This window comes from Nocardia sp. NPDC056564, assembly GCF_042793755.1.
Classification (GTDB): Bacteria; Actinomycetota; Actinomycetes; order Mycobacteriales; family Mycobacteriaceae; genus Nocardia.
Map to the genome: position 1 here is coordinate 565,766 of NZ_JBHTUR010000003.1, position 24,411 is coordinate 590,176.

At 68.1% G+C, this 24,411-nt stretch carries 21 protein-coding genes; 4 read left to right on the forward strand and 17 right to left on the reverse strand.

Going from position 1 to position 24,411, the window contains the following annotated elements; genetic code table 11:
- Nucleotides 1-15: 15 nt before the first annotated feature.
- The 4 genes from ACFQ9K_RS10400 to ACFQ9K_RS10415 form a co-directional block, all read right to left on the reverse strand.
- The gene (locus ACFQ9K_RS10400) at nt 16-1,197 is read right to left on the reverse strand and encodes a 4-hydroxybenzoate 3-monooxygenase (RefSeq protein WP_378722105.1); all 1,182 of its coding nucleotides are present in this window, start codon (nt 1,195-1,197) and stop codon (nt 16-18) included.
- A complete protein-coding gene (locus tag ACFQ9K_RS10405) occupies nt 1,194-2,423 on the reverse strand; it encodes an MFS transporter (protein WP_378722106.1) in 1,230 nt (409 codons plus the stop codon). Before ACFQ9K_RS10405 ends, ACFQ9K_RS10400 begins: the two co-directional genes overlap by 4 nt.
- A 152-nt stretch (nt 2,424-2,575) precedes the next feature.
- Entirely contained in the window at nt 2,576-3,757 is a 1,182-nt protein-coding gene (locus tag ACFQ9K_RS10410; protein ID WP_378722107.1) for an alpha/beta hydrolase family protein, read from the reverse strand.
- A gap of 613 nt (nt 3,758-4,370) precedes the next feature.
- Nucleotides 4,371-5,807 (reverse strand): glycosyltransferase 87 family protein, encoded by a 1,437-nt coding sequence (locus ACFQ9K_RS10415; RefSeq protein ID WP_378722108.1) that lies wholly within the window; start codon nt 5,805-5,807, stop codon nt 4,371-4,373.
- Between the two features lie 323 nt (nt 5,808-6,130).
- Between ACFQ9K_RS10415 and ACFQ9K_RS10420 the strand changes: the two genes are divergently transcribed.
- The 3 genes from ACFQ9K_RS10420 to ACFQ9K_RS10430 are packed head-to-tail and all read left to right on the forward strand — an operon-like array spanning nt 6,131 to nt 9,874.
- Entirely contained in the window at nt 6,131-7,525 is a 1,395-nt protein-coding gene (locus tag ACFQ9K_RS10420; protein WP_378722109.1) for a cytochrome P450, read from the forward strand.
- Nucleotides 7,522-8,769: a sensor histidine kinase gene (locus ACFQ9K_RS10425; protein WP_378722110.1), complete on the forward strand. Its 1,248-nt coding sequence runs from the start codon at nt 7,522-7,524 to the stop codon at nt 8,767-8,769. The genes ACFQ9K_RS10420 and ACFQ9K_RS10425 overlap by 4 nt, the downstream gene beginning before the upstream one ends.
- Entirely contained in the window at nt 8,759-9,874 is a 1,116-nt protein-coding gene (locus ACFQ9K_RS10430) for a hypothetical protein (protein WP_378722111.1), read from the forward strand. Before ACFQ9K_RS10425 ends, ACFQ9K_RS10430 begins: the two co-directional genes overlap by 11 nt.
- Nucleotides 9,875-10,248: 374 nt before the next feature.
- Here ACFQ9K_RS10430 and ACFQ9K_RS10435 read toward each other — a convergent pair whose 3' ends face one another.
- The 5 genes from ACFQ9K_RS10435 to ACFQ9K_RS10455 are packed head-to-tail and all read right to left on the reverse strand — an operon-like array spanning nt 10,249 to nt 15,017.
- The gene (locus ACFQ9K_RS10435) at nt 10,249-10,794 is read right to left on the reverse strand and encodes a hypothetical protein (RefSeq protein WP_378722112.1); all 546 of its coding nucleotides are present in this window, start codon (nt 10,792-10,794) and stop codon (nt 10,249-10,251) included.
- Nucleotides 10,791-11,933 (reverse strand): hypothetical protein, encoded by a 1,143-nt coding sequence (locus ACFQ9K_RS10440; RefSeq protein ID WP_378722113.1) that lies wholly within the window; start codon nt 11,931-11,933, stop codon nt 10,791-10,793. The genes ACFQ9K_RS10435 and ACFQ9K_RS10440 overlap by 4 nt, the downstream gene beginning before the upstream one ends.
- A 58-nt stretch (nt 11,934-11,991) precedes the next feature.
- Nucleotides 11,992-12,411, reverse strand: coding sequence for a FixH family protein (locus ACFQ9K_RS10445; protein WP_378722114.1), 420 nt, complete (start codon nt 12,409-12,411; stop codon nt 11,992-11,994).
- Nucleotides 12,408-14,018: a hypothetical protein gene (locus ACFQ9K_RS10450; RefSeq protein WP_378722115.1), complete on the reverse strand. Its 1,611-nt coding sequence runs from the start codon at nt 14,016-14,018 to the stop codon at nt 12,408-12,410. Before ACFQ9K_RS10450 ends, ACFQ9K_RS10445 begins: the two co-directional genes overlap by 4 nt.
- Before the next feature lie 57 nt (nt 14,019-14,075).
- Nucleotides 14,076-15,017 (reverse strand): LysR family transcriptional regulator, encoded by a 942-nt coding sequence (locus ACFQ9K_RS10455; RefSeq protein WP_378722116.1) that lies wholly within the window; start codon nt 15,015-15,017, stop codon nt 14,076-14,078.
- 82 nt (nt 15,018-15,099) lie between these two features.
- On the opposite strand from ACFQ9K_RS10455, the gene ACFQ9K_RS10460 reads away from it, so the two are divergent.
- Entirely contained in the window at nt 15,100-16,044 is a 945-nt protein-coding gene (locus ACFQ9K_RS10460) for a Gfo/Idh/MocA family protein (RefSeq protein ID WP_378722117.1), read from the forward strand.
- 2 nt (nt 16,045-16,046) lie between these two features.
- On the opposite strand, the gene ACFQ9K_RS10465 is transcribed toward ACFQ9K_RS10460, so the two are convergent.
- The 8 genes from ACFQ9K_RS10465 to ACFQ9K_RS10500 all read right to left on the reverse strand — a co-directional run bounded on the left by ACFQ9K_RS10465 (nt 16,047) and on the right by ACFQ9K_RS10500 (nt 24,411).
- Nucleotides 16,047-16,712 (reverse strand): VC0807 family protein, encoded by a 666-nt coding sequence (locus ACFQ9K_RS10465; RefSeq protein ID WP_378722118.1) that lies wholly within the window; start codon nt 16,710-16,712, stop codon nt 16,047-16,049.
- 17 nt (nt 16,713-16,729) lie between these two features.
- Entirely contained in the window at nt 16,730-17,359 is a 630-nt protein-coding gene (locus tag ACFQ9K_RS10470) for a TetR family transcriptional regulator (protein ID WP_378722119.1), read from the reverse strand.
- Nucleotides 17,360-17,525: 166 nt separating this feature from the next.
- Nucleotides 17,526-18,059, reverse strand: coding sequence for a DUF779 domain-containing protein (locus ACFQ9K_RS10475; protein ID WP_378983075.1), 534 nt, complete (start codon nt 18,057-18,059; stop codon nt 17,526-17,528).
- 28 nt (nt 18,060-18,087) lie between these two features.
- The gene (gene adh / locus ACFQ9K_RS10480) at nt 18,088-19,611 is read right to left on the reverse strand and encodes an aldehyde dehydrogenase (RefSeq protein WP_378983078.1); all 1,524 of its coding nucleotides are present in this window, start codon (nt 19,609-19,611) and stop codon (nt 18,088-18,090) included.
- Nucleotides 19,612-19,693: 82 nt separating this feature from the next.
- On the reverse strand, nt 19,694-20,971 hold the full coding sequence (locus tag ACFQ9K_RS10485) for a transcriptional regulator (RefSeq protein ID WP_378726767.1): 1,278 nt from the start codon (nt 20,969-20,971) through the stop codon (nt 19,694-19,696).
- Nucleotides 20,972-21,032: 61 nt separating this feature from the next.
- The gene (locus ACFQ9K_RS10490) at nt 21,033-22,151 is read right to left on the reverse strand and encodes a TerD family protein (protein WP_378726765.1); all 1,119 of its coding nucleotides are present in this window, start codon (nt 22,149-22,151) and stop codon (nt 21,033-21,035) included.
- Nucleotides 22,152-22,264: 113 nt separating this feature from the next.
- The gene (locus tag ACFQ9K_RS10495; RefSeq protein WP_378983081.1) at nt 22,265-23,206 is read right to left on the reverse strand and encodes a hypothetical protein; all 942 of its coding nucleotides are present in this window, start codon (nt 23,204-23,206) and stop codon (nt 22,265-22,267) included.
- Nucleotides 23,206-24,411: a hypothetical protein gene (locus tag ACFQ9K_RS10500; protein ID WP_378983084.1), complete on the reverse strand. Its 1,206-nt coding sequence runs from the start codon at nt 24,409-24,411 to the stop codon at nt 23,206-23,208. Before ACFQ9K_RS10500 ends, ACFQ9K_RS10495 begins: the two co-directional genes overlap by 1 nt.

A 24,411-nucleotide genomic window follows, 5' to 3' on the forward strand; every position in this document is an offset into this window, starting at 1 on the left:
TTGCTGTCGTGCGGTCTAATTCGGTTGCTGCCAGCCGGTGTACGCCTCGGCGAAATACGCCGCGCCGTGACGTGATCCGGTGAGCATCGACAGTTCGCCCTGCTGGCGTTGCCGATCGAAGGGCGACGCGCCTGCGGCCGTGTGCAGCATCGTGGTCGCCCAGTAGGAGAAGTGCTGGGCGCGCCAGACACGGTCCAGGGCGCGTTCGGTGTAGCGGTCGAGCACGTCGGCGTCGCCGACGCGGTAGAAATCGGTGATCGACTCGGCCAGCACGGCCACGTCGGCGAGGGCGAGGTTGAGCCCTTTCGCACCGGTCGGCGGGACGGTGTGGGCGGCGTCGCCGGCCAGCAGCAGCCGGTCGTGACGCATCGGCGCGGTGACGAAGGAGCGGAACGGCAGCACTGTTTTCGCGCTGATCGGGCCCTCGGCGAGTTCGAAACCGTTGCCGTTGACCCGCTTTCGCATCTCGGTCCAGATCCGGTCGTCGTCCCAGTCCTGCGGGCGCTCGCCGGGTCCGCACTGGAAGTACATCCGCTGCATGGCCGGTGTGCGCTGACTGATCAGCGCGAAGCCGAACTCCGAACGGGTGTAGATCAATTCGTCGTGCGAGGGTGGCGCGTCGACCAGGAAACCGAACCAGGCGAACGGGTACTCACGGAACCACTCGCCGCGTACGCCCGCGGGAAAGGCGTGCCTGCACACCGATCGGGAGCCGTCCGCACCCACCAGCAGGTCGGCCTCGACCCGCACCCGGCCGCCGTCCGGCTCGGTGAACGACATCGCCGGAAGCGCACCGCTGATGTCGACGACGGTGCCGGTCACGCCGTAGCGGACGTCGCCCCCGTCGGCCGCGCGCCGCGCCGCCAAGTCCAGGAAGACCTCGGTTTGCGGGTACAGCCAGACGGATTCGCCGACCAGTTCGCGGAAGTCGATCCGGTGGTTCTCGCCGCGGAAGCGGAGCACCACGCCGTCGTGCCGCGTGCCCGCGGTGAGCACGCGATCGGAGACGCCCGAATCCACCAGCAGCCGAACCGAACCCGCCTCCAGAATCCCCGCCCGGATGGTTCCGGCGATCTGCTCGTACCCCCGGTTGTCGATGACGATGCTCTCGATGCCCGTGCGGTGCAGCAGGTGTGACAACAGCAGACCGGCCGGGCCCGCGCCGACGATCGCCACCTGGGTGCGGAGGGTCGTCATGCCGGGCGTACCTCGCGTTCGGCCAGCGGGGACTCGGCGGGCACGAGACCGTCGACGGTGGTACGCGGAACCGCGGCCATGGCGAGCAGGCCGATCCCCGCGACGGCGGCGAAAAGATAGAAGCCCCAGGGGTTCGCGGAGCCGACGACGATGAGCCAGCCGGTGATGGTCGGACCGAAGATCGCGCCGAGCCGTCCCACGCCGGCGGCGAAACCCATGGCCGTTGCGCGGATTTCGGCCGGGTAGGCCTGGGTGACGTAGGCGTAGATGAGTACCTGGGCGGAGAAGACGAAGATGCCCGTGACCAGCACCAGCGCGTTGAGCAGGACGGTGCTGGAGATCTTGATGCTGAGCAGCGCGAGGAACACCGCCGCGGCGCCGAACCACAGGAGCACGGTGGGTTTGATGCCCCGCCGATCGGCCAGGGTTCCCGCCGTGAGCAGGCCGATGACCGCGCCGATGTTCAGCATCAGCAGGACCGTCAGCGAGGTGGACATGTTGTATCCGGCGTCGCGCATCAGCTTCGGCAGCCAGGTGTTCAACCCGTAGACGAGCAGCAGCCCCATGAACGAGCCGACCCAAACGCCCAGCGTCGCACGCAGATACAGCGGTTGCAGCAGTACGGTCGGCCGCACCCGCGTCGGCGCGTCCTTCGCCGCGAGGTAGGCCTCGGACTCGGGCAACTTGGCCCAGATCACCGGCAGCAGCAGAAGTCCGGCGATACCGCCGGCGTAGAACAGCGGCTGCCAATGCGGGATGACGCGCAGCGCGATCAACGCGGTGAGCACCGCGCCGGTGTGATAGCCGGTCATGGTGATCGTGCTGGCGAACGCCCGGCGCGCCGGCGGCATGTGCTCGGCCATGAAGGTCAGCGCGGTCGGCAGGCAAGCGCCGAGGCCGAGCCCGGCGATCAGCCGGAACGCGGCGAAGACGGTCACCGAACCGGCCAGCGGCACCGCGGCGGTGAACAGCGAGAACACCGCGATCGAGCAGAGCAGCATCCGGCGACGGCCGTATCGATCGGCGATCGGTCCCGAGGCCGTCGCGCCGATCGCCACCCCGACCAGCGAGATGGTCGCGGCGAAAGTCGCACTGGCCGCGGTGAATCCGATGTGCTTCTGATCGATGAGCGTGGGAATGACAGCGCCGAGAACGACGAGGTCGTAGCCCTCCAGCAGCACGGTCAGCCAACACAGCACGGCGGACCAGGACAACAACTTCTTCATAGTGGAGTTCGATTCTGCAGAGCATTTGTGATTGCCATCACGCTACGATCGACAGAATCAGAAATCCAATAGATGTTTTTCCGTGTCTGCATAGAGGATATCTATGCGCGGGGGATCGGGTACTGGAGCCAACTCGCGGCAATCGAGTCCGGTCAGCGTTGCTCGTGATCGCGCAGCCAGCGGCCGAGGTCGGCAAGCGGCTGCGGTTGGATCGGGCCGATCGGGTCGTGTCGCGGATCGGCGGCCGCGCTCAGGGAGTGACCGGACCGCGGGTAGACGCGCAGCGTGTGGTCGCGACTTCCATTGTCGGCCAACGCCTTATCGATGCGCACTGCCGCGTCGACCGATACGTTGCTGTCGTTCTCGCCGTGCAGGGCAAGGAACGGGATGTCCCGAAGATCGGCGGCCCGAGCGGCGACGTCGGACAGCGTGGCGGGCTCGCCGTACAGCCGGAAGATGCCGCCGGCCAGCTGCTCATCGACGAATTTCACTGCCGCGGCGGGCAACTCGTTGTCGATGTCGATGCGTCCGTTTCCATCGGTATCGAAGGCCGGATTCAGGGCGGACCGCTCCGAACCGATGTCGTCGGCCAGCACGCTGACCAGTTCATGCGCCACCACCCCACCATCACCGTTCGATGCCCGGTTCAGCTCCGCCGCACCCACCGACCCGGCGACGGCGAAGTCCCGCAGATACGGCCGCACCACCCGCTCCCACTGTGCGATCAGCCCCTCTCGCCACGGAATGCCAACCGCCCCTTGCACAATCACCCCGCGCAGGTTCGGCATTCCGTTCGCCGCCGCAGCCACCACGGTCGTTCCCTCACTCCAACCGAAGAGATACACCCGCCGCGCGTCGATTCGCGGATCGTTCGCCACCGCACCGACGGCGCTGCGCACGTCATCGACCAGTTGCGTCATCGTCAGCTCGGTGCCGAAACGCGGGTCGACATCACCAAGCCCATTGACGTAGTGCTTGTTGTACCGCAACACCGCAAAGCCTTGCCGCGCAAGCGAACTAGAGATATCCGCGAACAGATGCCCCCGCGACGTCGCCCCCACACTCGCATCGTCCGCATTCAAATCCTCCGGCCCCGACCCACCCACCAGCACCACAAGCGGCGCCGGCCGAGCACCGGCCGGATAGGTCACCTCCCCCTTCGACACGAAGTCGCCGAACGAGATAGTCAGCGCAGAAGACCGCACCGAAGTATCCGTCCTGGCCACACCACCACACCCCGCCACAACAGCAGCAAGGAGACCGACCGAGACCACGAGCATCAGACGAAAGAACATACGCCAAACGCTATGGACCCCGCCCTCAACCGTCGTCACACCAGAGTGCGACCCCAACCCAGTACCAGCGACCCACTCCCCATGTAGCACACAGCTCGACATACCCCCCAACACCCATACCCGAGCGCGCCGCAATGCCCAACCCATCGAGTCGAGTCAAAAGGTCGCCAAATGATCTTCAACAACAACCCTTTGACTCACCTCGATACGAAAACAACCTTTTGACTCGCCTCGACGCACTCGACGCAGCTCGTTTCCCAAGCCTCTTTGAACCGGACCACAACCCGATGACCACGCTGGAACCCGCGCGCTGCCCATACCAACTGCGTAAGCAGGTCGGGGACCCCACCTGACGCGCTCAGCACTATCGATCATCCCTGGGAGCAGGCGCACCTGATTGCCAGGCGCACACCCGGCTCGTCCCAGCGCGACCTGGCAAGGGAAAGCTGAAGACCTACCCAGGTTTTCACTGGAGTAGTGCTGGGCACGTCGCCTGCCGTACCCGGCTTCAGGCGCATGTCGAGTCACGCGGCGTTAAGTTCCAGCGTGGTCATCTGGCTGTGGTTGCGTTGTCGGGACTTCTTCGCACACCTGCTCCATTTTCGTGTGCATGCTGGTGGGTTGAGGGGTGTGCGATAGATGAAGTGCGTGCCTATGCGCCCTGTCGCGTGTCGATAGCGCCGGCGTATTGGGGCTCGGTGACGACTTGCTCACGGTCTGCGTCGACCTTCACCGAGTCCATCAACGCTTCGATTTCTTGCAGCGGCGAGACTGTGTCGTCCTCGGTGACAGTGCGAGTCCCGGACCTGAAGCAGAGCAACCACACACTCGCTGCCACCAGCGCGCCTATCGCCAGCAAGGTGTACGAATCCCCGAGCAGGAATTGCCAGAGGTTCCACCGGTATTCCCGCCCATTGGTCTGCGGCACATCCCAGACCAGCCCCTGCGGCAGCAGCGGCAGATCGGGATCCCACCAGCCGACCCGATCGACCCGCATCGGCCAGGCGAAGACGAACAGATAGATGGCCGCAGGCACCGCGATCCGCACCGCGATCGGACGAGCGCGCAGCGCGCGGAACACCCACATCAGCGCGGGCACGATCCACACCCAGTAGTGCGTCCAGGAAATCGGCGAAGCGAGCAGCATCACGGTCGCCGCGAGCAAAGCTCCGAGCAATTCGTCGCCGCGCAGGTAAGCGACCCTGGCCGCCGCGATTCCGACCAGGCCGAGCAGACCGGCCACCACCAGCGAGGAGGTGCTGTCGTCCCAGCTGGACCATTGCAGACGACCGAACAGCCCGTTGATCGATTGATTTTGCACGTAGGCGAAGCCGATTCGGTTCTGCGACGTCATTGTCGTGGTCCAGAATTCCAGCGCCTGCGCAGGCCGATACCAGAAACCGATCGCGACGGTGGCGGCGAAGGCGGCACCGGCCGTCGCCGCGGCCTTGAATTGGCGGGTGATCAGCAGATAGACGACGAAGACCGCGGGCGTCAGTTTCAACCCGGTCGCGATGCCGGTGAGAATGCCGCGATACCAACGATTCTTGGGCAGGGCCAGGTCGGCCAGGACCATCGCCATGAGAATCACGCTGAGCTGTCCGAATTGCAAGGTCTGCTGGACCGGTTCGAGCCAGAGCCCGGCGGCGCCGACGGCGATCGTGATCGCGACCAACGCCAGTCCACGCCGGCGACGCTGCAGCATCCCGGCGCTCCATACGCTGATCCCGAGCGACGCCAACGTCAGGATCGTGACGCCGGTCCCGACATAGTTGATCGGGAATTGCGCCAATTCCGCGCAGATCCACGCGGCGAACACCGGATAGAGGAAGGGCAAGCCCAGCGGTCCGCGTCCGTCGTACAGCAGCTCGGGATGCAGCGCGGCCATCGAGCCGCCCCACATGTAGACCTGCAGGTCGACCTGGTGCCAGTACATTTCCCAGTTCGGCCGGATGAATTCCAGCCAGGCGCCGACGGAGACGCAGGCGAACACGATCGCGGCACCGAGCGCCACGAACCTACGCGAGGTACGAGGCTTCTCGATCGCACCGGCACCGCGCTGTTCGCCTGTTTGCAGCATGACAGCCATGGAGTTGTTTTTCCTTCATCAGGTGAGGCAACACACGCAGACCAGCAACTGTTTAGCTAAACTAAGAGGAAATCATCCTAGCACTTCACTCGCGCGTGCCGCGCGACCCGAACTCCTTGGTGTGGAACGCATCTCATGAATGCCGCCGACCTGGGCGAACAGCGCGATTTCGCGTTCCCGACCCCAGTTCTGCGGGCATGACTACGGCCCGCCGCCCACATACGATCCGGCACAGACAGACTGCTCGTCAGACGTCCTGATCACCGGGCGGCGGGGCTGACGAATCGCTCTGACTTCGATGACGACCATGGGAGGAATCGTCAGTGAACGATGATCGGGCGGGGAAAATCGAGCACCTGGACCACGGACGCGGTGGTGTGCTCGGGTTGGGTACGACGCTGCGCTGGTTCCGTGATCCGCTCGCGGTGATGGAGCGGCTGGCCGCGGAACACGGGCCGGTGGCCGGGTTCCGCATCGGGATGTTTCCCGCGGTGCTGGTGACCGGGCCCGCGGAGATCAACGAGGTGCTGGTGTCGCGCGCCGCGGAGTTCCGGCGCGCGCGGGCGGTGACCGGAACGCTGTGGCCCGCGCTGCGCGAGGGCTTGATCATCTCCGAGGGCGAGGTGCATCGCACCCAGCGCGCGATGGTCGCGCCGCTGTTCACCGCGCGGCGGGTGCCGAAGTATGTGGACACGATGGCGACTCGCATGCACGCGCACCTGCGCCGCTGGCAAGCCGCGGGCGAGGTGGACCTGCTCGCCGGGGTGCAGGCGATGATGCACGATGTGGTCGCCGGTCTGCTGATCGACGAGCCGCTCGACGAGCACACGGACGTGGTCGACGCGGCGACCCGGATCTTCGACTGGGAGATGCGGGCGATGTCGCGACCCATCGTCGCGCCGCTGAACATTCCGACCAAGCGCAATCGCGAGTTCATCCAGGACCTCGCCCTGGTTCGGGATTGGGCAGCGCGCGCGATCGATGTGCGACGCCGCAACCCCGATCGCCACGACGACATCGTCTCGGCCCTGCTCGCCCAGCGCGACCGCGAGGGCGCGCCGATGAGCGCGGACCGGCTGGTCGACGAGGTGATCAACCTGTGGGCGGCCGCGCACGAGACCAGCGCGGACGCGATGTTCTGGACCGCGTACGCGCTGTCGCGCCACCCCGCCGTCGCCAACCGTGCCGCCGCCGAGGCGGACCGGGTGCTCGGCGGTGCGACGCCGACCGCCGCGGATTTGGACCGGCTCCCCTACTGCCTCCAGGTGTTCAAGGAGTCGATGCGGTTGTATCCGCCCTCGCCGGCCTTCCTGCGCGAGGCCGCGGGCGCGACCCGGATCGGCGACTACGCGATCGACGAGGGCACGATCGTGTTCGTCGCGCCGTACGTGATGCATCGGTCGGCCCGGCAGTACCCGGATCCGCTGGCCTTCGACCCCGATCGCTTCGCGCAGGAGGCGGACCGATCCTGGGAGCGGATGTCCTACTTGCCGTTCGGGGCCGGCGAGCACGTGTGCATCGGCTCCGCCCTCGCCTTGCTCGAGGGACAGATCTTCACCGCGCTGCTGCTCAACGGCGGCTCGGTGCACATCGACCGCGATGTCGCGATGAAGTTGACGATCAACCTGCGCCCGAAGCGCGAGGCGCGCGCCGTGTACGTGCCGAGGCGGGTGTCGAGCCGCGAGCTGTCGAGGGTCGAGGCCAGCGAACCACGATGACCTCGATGTCGCCGTCGCTGTTCGGCCGCATCGTGGCCGTCTTGTCGGGTCGATGTAACCGGCAGACCTCCATCGGCCGGGCGGCCACCGACCGGATCGATCGCATCCTCGCCTTCGCGCTCGGCATCGGCGTGTGGATCTTCGGCGCGGGCGATGCCGCCGAAATGGCCGCGCAGTCCCGGCATTTCCAGACCTGGTGGACCGCGGTCGCCCTGTTCGGGGTGTTCGGCACCGCGCTGCTGCTGGCCGGGACCGCGCTGTATGTCGAGCGATCCACCGTGCGGATCATCGCGGCGACGCACGCCGTGGTCTTCGCGGTGGCCGTCGGGTTGTCCGGGTTCGCCGTGCTGCCCGGTCAGATCACCGACGACGTGGCCTGGATCTATCGACTGGTTCCGCTCGGCGGGGTGGCGGCGACGCTGGCCTGGCGCAGGTCGACGACCGCGATCTACGTGGTCGTCGTCGGGTTGCTCGCCGCGTCGTCCACCGGTCAGGCCACCGGCGACCTCAGCTGGACCGAGTTCGGACTCACCTCGTTGCGCATCCTCGGCATCACCGTGACCTTCGTCTACATCACCGAAACGGCGCGGCGCGCGGCCCGGCTGCTCGACAAGGAACAGGCGCGCGCCCACCATCAGGCCGCGCTCGCCGCGGCGGACGAGGCGCGGGCCAGCGAGCGCGCGCGGTTCGCCGGCGTGATCCACGACAAGGTGCTCGCCACCCTGCTCGACATGTCCCGCGGCGGTTGCGCCACCATGCTTGCGCGCCAAGCCAATCAGGCCCTCGGCCAGCTCGCCGCCATCGGCCGGACCAACGACATGTGCACCGACCTCGAGGCCATCGAGATCATCGCGCGCGAAGTGGTCGGCGCCACCGAAGCCCAACTGCGCGTGCAGGTTCGCCACGACTACAGCTCCGCCGACCTGCGCATCGAATCCGCGGCGGTGACCGCGCTCGCCCAGGCCGCCGCCGAGTCCGTGCGCAACAGCGTGCGGCACGCCGACGTGCCGGGGCGAACCGTGGCACGGCAATTGACCATCGTCGCGCGCGCGTGCGGCATCACCGTCGTCGTCGAGGACGACGGCGCCGGATTCGACCCCGCGCTCGTCGCGGCCAACCGGCTCGGCCTCACCGTCAGCATCGTGCAGCGGATGCGTGAAGCCGGCGGCCTCGCCACCATCGACTCCCGCCCCGGCGCCGGAACCCGAATCATCCTGGAGTGGAGCGCACCTGATGACACGTGACGACGGCGACCTGAGCAGGCTGCTCAGCGAACACCGCGCCACAATGATCACGATCATCGCCGTGGTGCTGGCCACCGACGCCGCCGTGGTGATCCGTTCGGTGCGCAAGGCGGAACTGCCGATCACGGTGGCGTTGGTCGCCGCCGCCGTAATCATCGCCGCGGCAACGGTTGTCGTGGTGCTCGACACCGGTAACCCGATCCACGAGTACGCGGCGGTGTTCGTGGCGTCCGCGGGCGCGATCGCTACCCTGATCGCCAACGAGCACGTGACGGCGGAGATCCACGCGCATACCAGCGTGTGGACCGCCTATACCGCGGGCAGCGCGCTGGCGATGCTGGTATTGCGCGGCCGAAATGTCTTGGCCTGGGCCGGAACCGCGGCGACGTGGTTCGCCGTGGTGCTGGCCGCCGGTGGCGAACCGACCGTTTACGTGCAAGCCGTCGTGCCCCTGGTCAATGTCGCCATCGCCGCCGCGTTCGCCGCGATCATGCGCCCCACCCTCCGCTCCCTGCGCCGACTCGAGATCGAGTCCACCGCCCGCGCGGTGAAACAGGCCCGCCTCGACGCCCAGAACGCCGAACGCAAACGCCAACTCAATCGCCTCGATCGCCGCGCCCGCCCCATGCTCGAACGCATCGCCGCCGCGGTTCCCTTCGACGCCGACGAACGCGAGGAATGCCGGCTGCTGGAAGCCGAACTCCGCGACGAACTCCGAGCCCCCCAACTCTCCACTCCGGAACTACTCGCCGCGGCCCGCGGCGCCCGCCAACGCGGAGTCGAGGTAATGCTGCTCGACGACGGCGGCCTGGAAACCGCCCCTGCCCTGCTCAGCACCCGCGTCCGCCACGTGGCGACAAGGGAATTGGACAAGGTCCAAGACGGCCACATCACCGTGCGAGTACTCCCCCCGGCCCGCCGCTACCTCGCCACCGTCCTGGTCGACGAGCAGAGCGGAAACAAGCGCATCGAAATCGACTCGGCGGGAACAGTAACCGTGACCCTCGACCGCATCGCAACGGGCCGAACCGACGATTCGGGAGTCTCGCTGCCCGCACCCGACATGCTGACGGACCTCCCCCCTGTCCGCTCGCCGGACGCGTAGATCGTCAGCGCCATTTCCATGCGCCATCTCCGAGACACCGTGACGCGTACGACCGTGCGTAGGTGTACTGCGGAGACACCGAAAACAACCGTCTTCATCAGTTCATACCCGAGTCACATTGCCAGACTGCGGATCTGGGCCTAGTGCCATGGCTGGGACGTTCCGGAAACATCGCGGCGCTGCATCCTGAGCCGAGGAACCAAACGGCGACAACAGATCTCGGTGAAGGTCGCCGAGAAAGCGACCTTGGATGTACCAGCCGACAATGTGGGGAGCTGCCACGGCCGCGTCAGCCGTGTCGTCGTTCTGGCGTCTGCGCCGAAGGGACCGACCTAGGTTGAGGGCTACTCGACCCTCGAGGGGTGCCGAAGCAGTTAGAGGGGTAGGGGTTGGTGGGCGGGGTGGGTGCGGCGCCAGCAGATGGCGAGGAAGGCGATCAGGGCGAGCAGGGGGAGGGAGGCGATTGTCCAGCTCAGGGGTAGGGGTGGGCCGGGTTGGTCGGCGACGTGGATGCCGTCGAGGGTGCCTTCGCCGTGGCCGAGCGGTCCGTCGAGGGTGAAGAGGAAGGTGTAGGTGCCGGGGTCGTTGATGGCGAAGATGTCCAGGCCCCAGGAGTCGCGTTTGCGCGGGTGGCGGGCGAAGGGGGCGCCGCGTTTCCAGGAGTGGTAGGCGGGGCCGGCGATGCGGTATGTCCCGGACTTGTCGGCGATGCCGCCCTCCGGCATGAAGGTGAAGTCGAGGGACTGCATGGCGCGCAGCGGCCAGGTGGAGAAGCCGACGGTCATGGCGTAGGGGCCGACTTGGACGCGTTCGGTATGCACGATGTCGACCGGGGCGTAGGCGGAGGCGGGGGCGATCGCGACGAACGAGAGGGTGATCGCCGCCAGCACGGTGAGGGCGAGCTTGCGCAGTGTGGTCATCGGGCGATCTCCGTTGCGGGCGTGGGCAGCATGCGGGTGAAGCGGCCGGCGAGGAAGCCGGCGAGCAGGCCGAGCGGTACGGCGACGACCGTGGACAGCACGACGTCCTTGGCCGCGATACCGGAGAAGAAGTGGGTGAGCTGCAACTGCACCGGAAAGGTAAGTCCGACAACGACACCCGTCACCAGACCGGCCACAACCACGATCTTGTTCGGGTCGTAGCCGCGGGTGCGGGCGAGCAGGAACAGCCCCTCCACGGCAACGGCGGCGATGATCAGGAACATCGGCATGATGGCGGGCAGCGACGGCGGGCGAGACCCGAGCCCGTCGCGCAGCGGCAGCCCGATCGACGAGGCGTACACCTGCGCGGCCCACGGCGAGAACCACCACAGAACCGCCTGGATGAGCCCGAGGGCGAGCGCGATGGCGATGGCGGCGCCGGGGCGGGCCAGCGCGGCGGCGCCGAGCACGAGCAGCATCGGCCCGAAGAACAGCACGCCGAGGATGGTCGAATCGAGGGGCAGGTCGAAGTTGTCCAGCGCCTGGGTGAGGATCGGGGCGAAGGTGATCATGATCGGAATGGCCAGGACGATGCCGAACTGGCCCCAGCGATGATCACGATGCGCGGCGAAGACGATGATGCTGCCGATCATGGTCAGCGTGATCGACAGGAACAGCGCGACGTGCGAGGGGGTGTTCAGCACCGCGTCGAAGCCGTAGATCGAATGCCACTGCATGTCCAACAGCCCATAGAGCAGGAACAACGCCGCACCCGCACCGGCAACCATGTAGCCGAGCGGAGCCGTGAGGTTGCTGCCGAACACCCGGATCGCGGCGCCGCCCATCGCGGGCACCGGGCGTCCGGCGCGCTGGGCGAAGGTCGCGATGAGCACCATGGCGAGGCTGGCGAAGCCGGAGATGGCGCTGCCGGAATACAGGAACAGGTGCGGCAGCGTGAAGAAGGTGTCCGGGCCGACGTCGTTGTGCCACTGGATATCCCAGCTCAGGCCGAGCAACGTGACGGCGGTGCCGAGCAGCACGCCCCATGCCCCGGCGCGGGCCGCCGCGCTGTTGTCCGAACCGGCGGCCGGTGGCGCGCCACCTCCTGCGAACGTGCCGGACGCTACTGAGCTGTTCATGACGAGCGGTCCCTCCTGTGTCGTGCTCCTGCGATTCGTGCCGATCCGCATGCGCCGCTCAGCCGCCGACCCACAGCGGCAGGGTGACTTGGTCGATACCGTCGTGCGCATCGATGGACAGGCGCAGTTCCCAAGGACCGGTCATCATCAGCGATACCGCCGGAGCATGGAAGTGCCCGGATCCGTTGGCGGCGAACGGAACCGGCGCACCGGCGTGACCCATCAACGGCTGGATCGCCTGAACCTGTACTACCGCATGGTCGATCGGCGCGCCGGCCCGGTCGGTGACGGTGACGTCCATCGCCGTCTCACCGAGTCGGAGGCTGTCGATGGTGACGGTCACGAGATGGTGGGGCGTACCGGTTTTCAGCACGACCGGGTTGCGCGAGTTCGGCCAGACCAGCCAGCCGATGACGGCGATCACGACCACGGCGACCACGGCGGCGGCGATACGCAGCGGCCGGCTGGCTACGCTCATCGGTGCTCCCCCTGTGCCGCAACGACATCGAGCACGACCGGAACGGTGAGCACGGTGTAGTTCCGTTCGACCTGGATCCAGAGCCGGTATCGGCCCGCGACGGGAAAGGTGAAGGTGAACGGCACGTCGGGTCCGTACGCGGCGACGGTCTCATCGGGCGGACTCGCGCCGTTCGCCGGCGGCATGAGCATGACTCCGCGCCCGGCGGCGGCATCGCCGGTCATGCCCGACATGTCGTGCATCCCCGCCATATCGTGTCCGCCCATGTCCGACATCGAGGTCGGGCCCATCGAGTGCGCGTGCCCCCAGACGGTCGAGTCCTGCACGGCCGCAGCGACATCCACGCCGCCATCGGGCACCGGACCCGCCATGATCAGGTGGCCGACCATGCCGAGCCACGGTTGCAGATCGGACTTGTCGCCGATCTCGGCGGTGATGGTGGTCGGTTTGCCGGCCACCGCCTCGGTCGTCCGGACGGTGATGGGATTGCCGGCCAGAACCGTCGACGCGGACTTGGCACTGCCGCCGAGGCGCAGTGCGGCGCCGGAGGTCCGGGGCGGGATGCTCGCATCGCCCGGCGACGCGGTGAATCCGGCTGCGGCACGGACCAGCTGAACCCCACCGCCGCGCCGGGCCAACTCGGCCGACAGCGCGTACCGACCGGGCTCGGGAGCGGTCAGATGAACCTGGTAGCGGCCGGGTCCGGTCCGGATCGGATGCAGGTGCGACAGTCCACCACTCGGGGCGACCGTCAGCAGGTGCATGAGCGCACTGTCGTGCACGAGCAGATCATCCACGGACGCGCCGGTGGCCGCGTCGATCAGCACGAGATCCAGATCCCCCGGCCGCCCTGCGGTTACCGATCCCTCGACGGCGAGGCTGACCGGCGGGCGCGAGAAGTCCGAAATCACCGGCTGGCTCAGCGAATACGGATCGGTGACGTTACCGATCGTGGGATCCAGCTGACCGCCGGGTTGCGGCGGCAGCGGCAGCGACGCCGAGAGCAGCGCGGCGGTCACCGACACCGCGACCCCGGCGACCATCCCGCCGGCCGGAATCAACGCCCACGCACTGCGCCGGGCGCGCATGGCGATCAGCACCGAAACCGGTAGCAGCACACCGGCAATCAGGAATCCGGCATAGACCAGCCGCTCCGGCGGCGAGGTCACCTGCGCGGGCACCACGAACGGAATCCGCGCCACCCTGGACCCGTCGCCCACGGCCAGTTCCCACGGCCCTGGGCGATCCATGTCGAGCGTGGCCGAGTACATCCCCGGTTCGGCACCGAGTTCGACGACGGCCTCGGCGGTGGGCGCTCCCGGGGCAGGCAGCTCCGCGCCGGCCCCCATCGGCGTCACCACGAGCGTCAGCGGCCCGGCGGCAGTGCCCGCGTGCGTGACCACATCCACGCGCAACGGCCCGGGAACGCTGGTGACTCGCCGGAGCACGATCGTCAGTTCCCGATCCCCGAGCGACTGCGCCACCGAAAGGTCCGCGCCCGCCGCGGCGGAGTCGGCGATCGCGGGCGCCATCCCCGCCGACGCGAGCAGGATCCACAGCCCGACGACGAGCAGAACTCGGCGGCGAACAGCGCGGGCGACGGACACGGCCCTCATCGTAGGGAATTGGTCCCATGAGTTCATCACCTCCGCAGGGGATCTCAGCTACCCCTCTGGGGTGATGCCGGCATGGGGGAAGACCCGGAGAATGTCCGGGCCGCCACGTTCGCCGGCGGCTTGCCGCAGCAGTTCGAGGAAGGTGGACAACGGCGGCCGGGACTCGGTGCCCGCTGTGACGATCACCGCGATCGTCCTCGTCGGCACCGGGGCGGCGACCGGGCGGTAGACCGCCGACGTCGCCGGAATGGCGCCGAGCGCGAGGCGCGGGATCAGCGTCACCCCTAGTCCCGCGGCGACGAAGCCAACGGCGGCGGCATAGTCGTGCGCCTCCACGGCGAAATCCGGGCTGAATCCGGCCGCGCCGCAAGCCTTCAGCATTGTCTCCCGGCAGCGGCTGCTCGGCCATTCGTTGTCGATCCAGCGTTCCGACCGCAACTCCCCCAGCTCGATCACCGCCCGCGCGGCGAGCGGATGGTCGGGCGGCAGCACCGCGACGAAGGGATCGTCGAGCAGGTGCAGGACGCGCAGCCCGGCCGGAACGCGCACGGTGTCGTCGATGACCATGATCTCCGCGTCGGCGGACTCGTTCTCGGACAGGCCCTTTCCCAAGCGGAGCGCTACCCTGACCTCCGGATGCCGGAGGCCGAGTTCCGACACGACGGGCGGGATCAGCACCGCCCCCGCGGTGGCGAAGTAGCGGATCGTCAGGCGCTGCGACTTTCCGGCCCGCAGGTCGGCGAGCGCCGTTTCGGCGCGGGCGATCTCGTCCTGAATCCGACGGGTGTGCGCGGTGAGCAGCAGCCCGGCCGCAGTGGGCCGGATGCCGCGTCCGTGCCGCTCCACCAGGGGGATTCCGGTTTCCCGGTGCAATGCGGCGATGTGCTGGCTGATCGCGGACGGGGTGTAGCCGAGCCGGGTCGCCGCCCCTTGGATCGAGCCGTTTTCCACGACCGAGCGAAGCACGGTCAATCGATGCACGTCGAGCATCGCAGAATTCTACAGTGGTACTTAAGCGTCCATTAGAAATCATCGCTTGTGCTGTTGCATGGCCGGACGACAGGCTGGCGAGATGAAGATTCGATTGGGCCTCATCGGCCTGGGTGCGATGGGCACCGAAATGCTCGACGTGGCCCACCGGCATCCGGATTTCACGGTCGTCGCGGCGGCCGATCCGAATTCGGCTGCCGTCGAACGGATTCGCGCTCGCTATCCGGACATCGCCCTCGGCCACGACCCCTCGTCCTTGGCCGAGGACGACCGGCTCGACGCCCTCTACCTCGCTTCACCACCGGACACGCACGCGGCTTACGCGGTATCGGCGATGCTGGCGGGCACGGCCGTGTTCTCGGAGAAGCCGCTGGCGGTGCGGCTTACGGACGGCGCGGAGATGGTCCGGATCGCCGCCGAAACCGGTGCGGTGAACGCGGTCAACTTCACCCTGTCCGATCGCGCGGCCGCGGTGGAGGTAGGGCGAGCCGTGCGGGCCGGCGAAGCCGGTGACATCCTCGGTGTCGACCTGCGATTCGGGTTCCCCTGCTGGCCGCGCGCCTTTCAACGCGATGCCCACTGGGTCGCCGGTCGCGAGCAAGGCGGCCTGCTGCGCGAGGTCGGTTCGCACTACGTGTTCTTCACCGACCGCCTGCTCGGCCCGCTGACTCCGGTATCCACTCGAGTCCACTACGGCCCGGCGGCGGAAACCTCCGCCTTCGGCGTCTTCACCGCGGGCGGAGTTCCGGTCACCCTCACCGGGAATGTCGCCGCGGTACCGGAGTCGTATGAATGGATCCTGCACGGCACCAAGCGTTCCTACCGGATCACCGACTGGTCGCGCCTGCACATCAGCGACGGCGGCCCGTGGGCGGAGCTCCCGCTCAGCGGTCCACGCGGTAGCGAACACACCCGATTGAGCGCGTTCGCCGACGCGATCCGCGGACGGCCATCGACCCTCGCCGACTTCGCCGCCGGCCTGCGCGTCCAGCGGGCAATCGAGCACTTCCACCAGCCGGCTTCCTGAACTCAAGCTTTCAGGCCGTGCTTGGTGAGGTAGAAGTTGTGGAAGGTGAGCAGGAGCGCGAGGACGACCAGCCATTGCACGGTGCTCACCAACGGAATCGAGTCGATCGGCAGCGTGTAGGCCAGCACTACCCGCACGAACGCGTCCAGCAGGAAGACCGCACCCCACACCGCGGTCAGCACGCGCAGGTGATAGCGGAACCGGGAGTCGTTGTCCCAGCGGGCATCCCACTGCCGGTAGCCCTCCTCGCCGATCTTCGCGGTGACGATCGCGCGCGAGGCGACGCGCATGAACGGACGCTGGGTCAGCAGCGAACCCAGCATCCACAGGCCGAGCAGACCGAAGATCCAGCTGTCGCGCACCATGAGCGTGCGCGGGTCTCCGGTCACCAGCGTCAGCACCGACCCGAGCACGATCATGGAGAGCACGAACAGGGCGAACGCGTCGATGCGGCGCTCTCGAATCGCATGGTAGACAAGGAGTCCCGCGATGAGCAGGGTGGGCGCGATCAGCGCGGCCCACGGGTTCACCCCGGCCGCGCGGAGGGCGTAGTAGCCGCCGAGCGGGAGCACCAGCTCGAGGATGAGCTGGCGGGCGAGGTGGCGCCGGACTCCGGCGCGCTTCTGCTGTGGCGTCGGTTCGGCGGTCAGCGTCTGCGGTGCATTCATGTCGGCTCCGGTAGTGATCACGAGTGGTTGCGGGTGGCGTGTTCGAAGAGGTCGGCCAGTTCGCGGGCGCAGGCCGCGGCGTCGAAATCGGGATCCTCCGCCGCACGCGCGACGGCCGCGTCGCGGGCGGCACGAATGGCCAGCCCCATGACCGCGGGGTCGAACGCCCGAAATGCCCCGGCCCGCTGCCCATCTCGGAGCCACTGCTCCTGAGTGCGGGCGATCTCGTCGACGTGCTCGATCAGGCTCACCGTCTGCGGGTCGGCGGGCCGGGCATTGGCGACGATGCTGGCCAGCGCCCGCTGATGCTTGGGATACTCATCGAGCAGGGCCAGGTTGGCGGCGAAGTACGCGCGCAGCGTCGCCGCGTATCCGGACTCGTGCCGGAGCTTGGCCACGACGAATTCCGTACTCACGCGCACGATCTCGTCCGCGACCTCACGAATCAGCTCGTCCTTGCCCCGGAAGTGATACGAGATCATGCCGGTGCTGCTCAGCCCCGCCTCCTGCGCGATCTTCGCGAACGACGTATTCGGCAGCCCATGCTCGGCCACCACCTCGATCGCCGCATCTACGATCTGCGTCCGCCGCGCGGCCTCGGTGAACGTCCGCCCCGATTGCTTACCCGAGCCACCCTTTGCTTGCATGAGCAAACCGTACCCCGCTTTGCTCACCCAAGCAAGAATCAACCCAAGCAAGCAACACCCCCCCACCCCTGCTAACTGAATCCGCACTCCCTCTCGAGGTCCGCACCGACTTCAGAGCCGTATTGCGCGTGCCGATCCCGAGCGGGAGTGCGGATCCTTGGGTAGATCAGGTGAGCGAGGTGGGCACAGGGCAGGCGTCCACGGCTTCGGCCACCACCTGTCCGGAATCCGGGACCGGTGGACGCGCGCCGTCGGCGTAGTCGCTGCCGACCACGGGCGGCGCCAGTGCGAGTGCGGCGTTCTCCTCCTCGGTGAAAGCTCGTGCCCGACTGAGGAATCGCCAACCCTCGGGGGCTTCCAGGCTGAACCCGCCGCCGCGCCCAGGAACCACGTCCAGGACGAGTTGGGTGTGTTTCCACGCCTGGAACTGCGAACCGGAGATCCACACCGGCACCGCGTCGAGGTCGGCGGACGGCAGGTTCGCCGGCACCTCCCCCACCGCGAGGCGCAGATCGAGGATGCCGAGCAGGACGTCCCGGTCGCCGACGATGAACTCCCCCAACGGATAACACATCGGCGACGACCCGTCGCAGCACCCGCCGGACTGGTGCATCATCAGCGCACCGTGCACGTCGCGGAGGCGGCGCAGCAGCGCCGCCGCCCCCGCGGTCGCGACCAAACGGGGCGGGGCGGCGCTCACGGCGCCACCACCGCCGGACGGCTCGGCATCAGAAGAATCCCATGGCTTTCGGCGCGTAGCTGACCAGCAGGTTCTTCGTCTGCTGGTAGTGGTCCAGCATCATCTTGTGATTCTCCCGCCCGATGCCGGACTGCTTGTAGCCGCCGAACGCCGCGTGCGCGGGGTACTGGTGGTAGGTGTTGGTCCACACCCGCCCGGCCTGAATGTCGCGGCCCGCGCGATAGGCCCGGCTGCCGTCGCGCGACCAGACCCCGGCGCCGAGGCCGTAGAGGGTGTCGTTGGCGATGGAGATGGCGTCGTCGTAGTCGGTGAACGAGGTCACCGAGACGACCGGGCCGAAGATCTCCTCTTGGAAGATCCGCATCGCGTTGCGGCCGGTGAAGATGGTCGGCTGCACGTAGTAGCCGCCGTTCAGGTCGCCGCCGAGCATCGCGCGCTCGCCGCCGGTGACCAGCTGTGCGCCTTCACCTTTGCCGATCTCGATGTAGGACAACACCTTCTCCAGCTGATCGTTGGACGCCTGCGCGCCGATCATCGTCTCGGAGTCCAGCGGATCACCTTGGCGCACGGCCTTTGTCCGCAATGCGGCGAGGTCGAGGAAGCGGTCGTAGATGTCGGCCTGGATGAGCGAGCGCGACGGGCACGTGCACACCTCACCCTGGTTGAGCGCGAACATGGTGAAGCCTTCCAGAGCCTTGTCCAGGAAGTCGTCGTCGGCGCTCATGACGTCGGAGAAGAAGATGTTCGGGCTCTTGCCGCCCAGTTCGAGGGTGACCGGGATCAGGTTCTGCGACGCGTACTGCATGATCAGCCGGCCGGTGGTGGTCTCGCCGGTGAACGCGATCTTCGCGATCCGGTTGCTCGACGCGAGCGGCTTGCCCGCCTCGACGCCGAATCCGTTGACGATGTTGACCACGCCGGGCGGCAGCAGGTCGCCGATGATGCTCCACAGGAACATGATCGAGGCGGGAGTCTGCTCGGCGGGCTTGAGGATCACGGCGTTGCCGGCGGCCAGGGCCGGGGCCAGCTTCCAGGTCGCCATCAGGATCGGGAAGTTCCACGGAATGATCTGCCCGACCACGCCGAGCGGCTCGTGGAAGTGGTAGGCGACGGTGTCGTCATCGATCTCCGACAGCGAACCTTCTTGCGCGCGGATGGCTCCGGCGAAGTAGCGGAAGTGATCGATGGCCAGCGGGATGTCGGCGGCCAGCGCCTCGCGGATCGGCTTGCCGTTGTCCCAGGTCTCGGCGATGGCGATCGCCTCGAGGTTGTCCTCGATCCGGTCGGCGATCTGGTTCAGGATCACCGCGCGCTCGGCGGCGGAGGTCTTGCCCCAGGCCGGTGCGGCGGCGTGCGCGGCGTCGAGCGCGAGCTCGATGTCCTCGGCGGTGGAACGCGCTATCTCGCAGAAAGTTTCGCCGGTGACCGGGGTCGGATTCTCGAAGTACTGGCCCTTGACCGGCGCAACCCACTGGCCGCCGATCCAGTTGTCGTAGCGAGGCTGGAAGCTCGTCGGCGACTCCGGCGAACCAGGACGGGCGTATACGGTCATCGAAACTCCTAGCGGTCACGGCGGGTGTGCACTGTGATCCACGACACTATGACCCTAACGTTGCATCACCGTTGGGAACCGGTCAGCGACCGCCGAACTCGCGGTCCAGCATGGCGATCTGCGCCGCCACTTGGGCATACAGCGACGAATCCCGCTCCAGCGAGGCCAGGTAGGCCGACCACGCGCCGCGGTCCTCGCGGCCGTCGACCGAGGAGATCCACCAGCCGAGGATCGCCGGGTCCCTGGAGGTGAGGACCGCCGCGCGCATTCGCGCACGCAGCGATTCACGGACCCGGACCACGCCGGGCGCCGGCGAGGCGGGCAACAGTCGGCCGCGGTAGCGCGCGACGGCCGCGGCGATGTCGCCGCGGCGCAGGCTGCGCCGCAGCTCGCCGACGTCCGAATCCAGTTCGGTCAGTAGCCGATAGGGCCGCGAACCGAGCGCGGCGCCGCCGAGAATCCGGCGCAGGCGCGAGATCTCGGCGCGCACGGTGACGGCGTCGAGGTCGCGTTCGTCGAGCAGGACCGCGATGTGCTCGGTCGCGAGCCCCTCCGGATGTTCCATCAGCAGCAGCAAGATCTCCGAATGCCTGCGCGACAACGCGATTCGCTCGTTGCCGAACAGCAGCGCGGGCTGGGCGCCGAGCAGTTCCACCCGCGGTGCGGTGCGCACGGTCACCGGATGCGCGCGCAGCTCGGACTCCGCGACGGCCACGGTCGCCCGGATCAGCGAAAGTACCTCAGGGGCAGCGACGCGCGGGCCGCCGGTGATGTCGATCGTGCCGAGGATCCGGCCGGTCGCCGGATCGTGCACCGGTCCCGCCGCGCAGCTCCACGGGTGCACCAATCGGCTGTAGTGCTCGGCACCGAAGATCTGCACGCAATGATCAAGGGCCAGTGCGGTTCCGGGTGCGTTGGTGCCGACCGCGGCCTCGCTCCAGTCCGCGCCGTCGACGAAGTTCATGCCTGCCGCGCGATCCTTGGCCGCCGAATCGCCCTCCACCCAGAGCAATCGGCCGTGCGCGTCGCTCAGCGCGATGAGCAGCCCGGTGTCCTCGGCGTCCTCGACCAGCAGGGTCCGCACGACCGGTCGCACCGCCGACATGGGATGGGTACGCCGGTAACGCTCCAGTTCGATTCCGGTCAGCGACGTCCGGCCGATCTGCCGGTCCGGATCGATGCCGTTGCCGCGGCTGCGCACCCAGGAGGCCTCGACCACCTGCCGGATCGACGTCGGCGCCTCGCCCCGCTCGACAAAGGATTCGTGCGCGGCCGACACATCGGTGCCCACCTGGTCCGCGTCTTCGTCCGGGCGCAGCGCTACCCACGGATTCGCTCGAATACCCGTACCGCCGCCCACAACCTCCATACTCCTCGGCAACTCCGCCCCGATCAATGCGCGGTCGCCGGGCCGGTGACGGTCAGAGGTAGCGGGCGACCTGTTCGGCGGCCTCGACGGGGTGCCCGGCCTGGATCGGGGCGCCGACGGTGTGGAATTTCCAGACGTCGGCTTCGCGCTGCACCTTGGCCACGACCATGCCGGTGTGCCTGCCGCCGACCCGCAGATTGCCGCCGGTGAGTTCGACATCGGTCTTTCCGTCGACCAACCGCCAGAATGCGTTTCGGACCCGTTCGAACGTGTGCCCGGCATAGGAGGTGACGACGAAAACGACCGTCGACGCTTCGGCGGACAATCGGGTGAGGTCGACATCGATCATTTCGTTGTCGCCTTTGCCGGAACCGGTGAGATTGTCGCCTTGGTGGCGGACGGATCCGTCTTTGGAGGACAAATGGCCATAGAAAGCGGCGTCCATGAGTTGCCGACCGGAAAAGACCAGAGCCGACGCGTCGAGATCGATATCGACCTCACGCAGTCCGAATCGGCCCGGTTCACGGACCGGGTCCCAGCCCAATGCCATTTTCACATGCGACAATTCGTCGCCACCCGGTTTGCGCAGTGCCAATTCGGTATTGAGGCCGAGCAACCCGGTGTCGGGCGGCTCGACCTGCGGCTGCGGCGCCGGTGCTTTCGGGGTGCGGCCGACCGCGACGCCGTGCGCGGTGACCAGGGCGGCGAACCCGCTGCGATAGCCGTGACCGAGCGCACGCAGGTGCCAGTCGGGGTCGTGCCGGTCGAAGTCCATGGCGACGACCGTCGACTCGGGGCCCAGGCCGGTGATCAGGTAGTCGCACATCCGGTTTCCCATGACATCGGTGACGCACAGCTCGGGCGCCGCGTAATTGCCGAGGCTGTCGTGCTGGTCGTCGAGTGCGACGACGACGCGCACATGGTCGATATCGGCGGGAATCGCGCGCAGATCGATCGCCAGCGCGCTCGGCCGCCCGTCCTCGCCCGGCAGCAGGCGGGCGCCCTGGCCGAGCGGCTGGTTGTAGAAGACGAGATCGGCGTCCGCGCGCACCATGCCGTCCGCGGTGAGCAGCAGCGCGGACAGATCGATGGCCGCGCTGTGCCGGACCGTGACAATGATGTGCTCGGCTTCGAGCACATTTACCTGCCCCCGAGCCAGTTGCACGGTCATTCGTCACACATTACAAAAACTATCGTCGAATACCGGGAACGGCGCGCGTTCATTACTGCGGTCGAATAACGCGAGCGCCGAAGATTCAGGGTGGAAACGACGAATTGGCGCGATTACCAGGCGACGCCGACCGCATACCGCGAGACCAACCGGCAGCCGAGCCGTTCTTTCACCTCCGGCAGTCCTTTACCCCAGATGAGTCCCTGCTTCCCCTCCGCGACCGCCCACCCGACGGTTCGGCGGAAGGCGTCGAAGTACAGGTGCTTGCGGCCGCCCTCCTCCACCGGCAACGCACCCCACCGGTGCACCAGCGGCCAGCTCGGATGGTCCAGAATCGTGAACGCCGCCAGCAGGTTTCGATCCGAGTCGTGGTAATGCACGGCCCGCACGTCGGGGCGGGACAGCAGCCGGTACAGCCATTCGTCGGGCATGCGCGGCGCCCGGCCCAATCCGTCGTACTTCTCCTCGGTGCGGCGGAACAGGCCGATGAGCTGGTCGGCGTCCAGGTCGTAGGCGGGGCCGCTGCCGGCGATCAGGTCGTGGTCCCGGGACAGCCACCGTGCCTCGGCACGCAGGCTGCGCCGGCGATTGGAGGACAGCGTGCCCAGCCAGCCCGCTTCGTCCGGCCAGGCGATGGGGAGCACGGCGGTCGGGTTCACCTCCCGGATGACCTGCACGGTGCCGAGGCCGTCGGCCTGCTCGCGATCGAGCTCGCGCCACAGGGTGGCGAGCACCGCGTGCCGGTATCGGGTGCGCAGTCCCCCGGCCAGCACGCCGAACAGCTCGGCCTGCCGTGCGGGATCGGCCACCCACCAGCCCGGTTGGCCGGTGCTGCCGGGTGCCGCGACATTGGCCAGGCCGAGCATCCAGCGGGCCGCCGCCATGGCCACGATGTCGGCGCCCTCGTGCACGACGACGATGCCGAACCGGGTACCCGCGACGGCCAGTACGTCCCAGGCCCAGGTCGCGCGCAGGCCTGCCGCGTCGCGCAGCGCCGCCCACCACGGCGGTTCCGGATCGCGGCGGGGGTCGAGGATGTCGACACGCTGTTTCATCACGCCTCCCGCGGCTCGGTGTTCGCCCGGAGCCGCGGCACTGTCGTCGCGGCGAGTACGGCGTAGGACGCGACCAGCACCCACAGCGCCGCCGGCGGGCCGTGCGCGGGCACCAGCACTGCGGCGAGCAGCACGACCGCGCCGAATTGTATTGCGGCACTGGAGGCGGCGATGGTCAGCTCGTGGCGGCCCGCGTTCTCCAGGACGAACAGCGCAAGGCTGATCACCGCGTGGATGGGGATCTCGAAGCCGAGCAGTAGTGCGATAAGTGCAGTGGCAGAGAGGTTTTCGGCGAGCATAGCCACGAGGGCACAGCCGAGCACGCCGGAGATCAGTGCCGCGGTCAGCAGCCGCCGCGCGAGAACCATGCCCGCTGGTCCACCGGCACCGCGCAGCCGCAGCGACGACACCGGCTGGTAGATCCGCAACAGGTAGAGCGTCAACGATCCGACCACGCTCGAAATCAGCAGTGCCAGATAGAGAGTGGTGCTGCTGTCGCGTTGATCGCTGAGGGCGAGGACCGCGTACAGCACGCCGACGCCCGCGCTCCCCAGCGGTTCGTACAGTCCGAGCATCAGTTCGGCGCGCAGGACCGCGCCGGTTACTCCGCGGCGCGGACGCGTCAGCAGCGACGCGACGGGCGCTACCGCCCGGCCCGACCACGCGGCGACGCCGAGTGTGACCAGGACCAGCAGCGCCAACTCGCCCGCCGGCGACAGATCACCGACCGCGGCGAGCACCACCGAGGCCGCGAGCAGGACGGCCAGGACCAGGAACCCCAGGCTGTCCCGTGCGGGCCGCCCGGCGGCGCGGTGTACCGCGACGGCGACGGTCATCAGCCCGACGCCCGCGCTCCAGGCCGCCGCCAGCGGATACACCACGGCCGGCGAACCGGCCGTCGCGACCACCAGCAGTAACGCGATCGCCACGGGGACAGCCGCCGTGACCAGCGCGGTCCGCACCACCGCCGCGGCCGTATGCGGCAGCCGCGGAACGAGTTTCAGCACCGCCTTCTCCGGCCCCGAGCTGAGCAGCGCGATCCAGGCCGTCGCGCCGACCGCGCTCGCGTACACCGCGAAGACATCGGCGCCCCAGATCGCCAGCAGCCCGAGCGCTATGCCGTGGTAGGCGATCCGGAATCCGCCACGGCCCGCGACGAGCGACGCCACCGTCCGGGCCGCGGGCAGCGCCGCGGGAGTCGACAC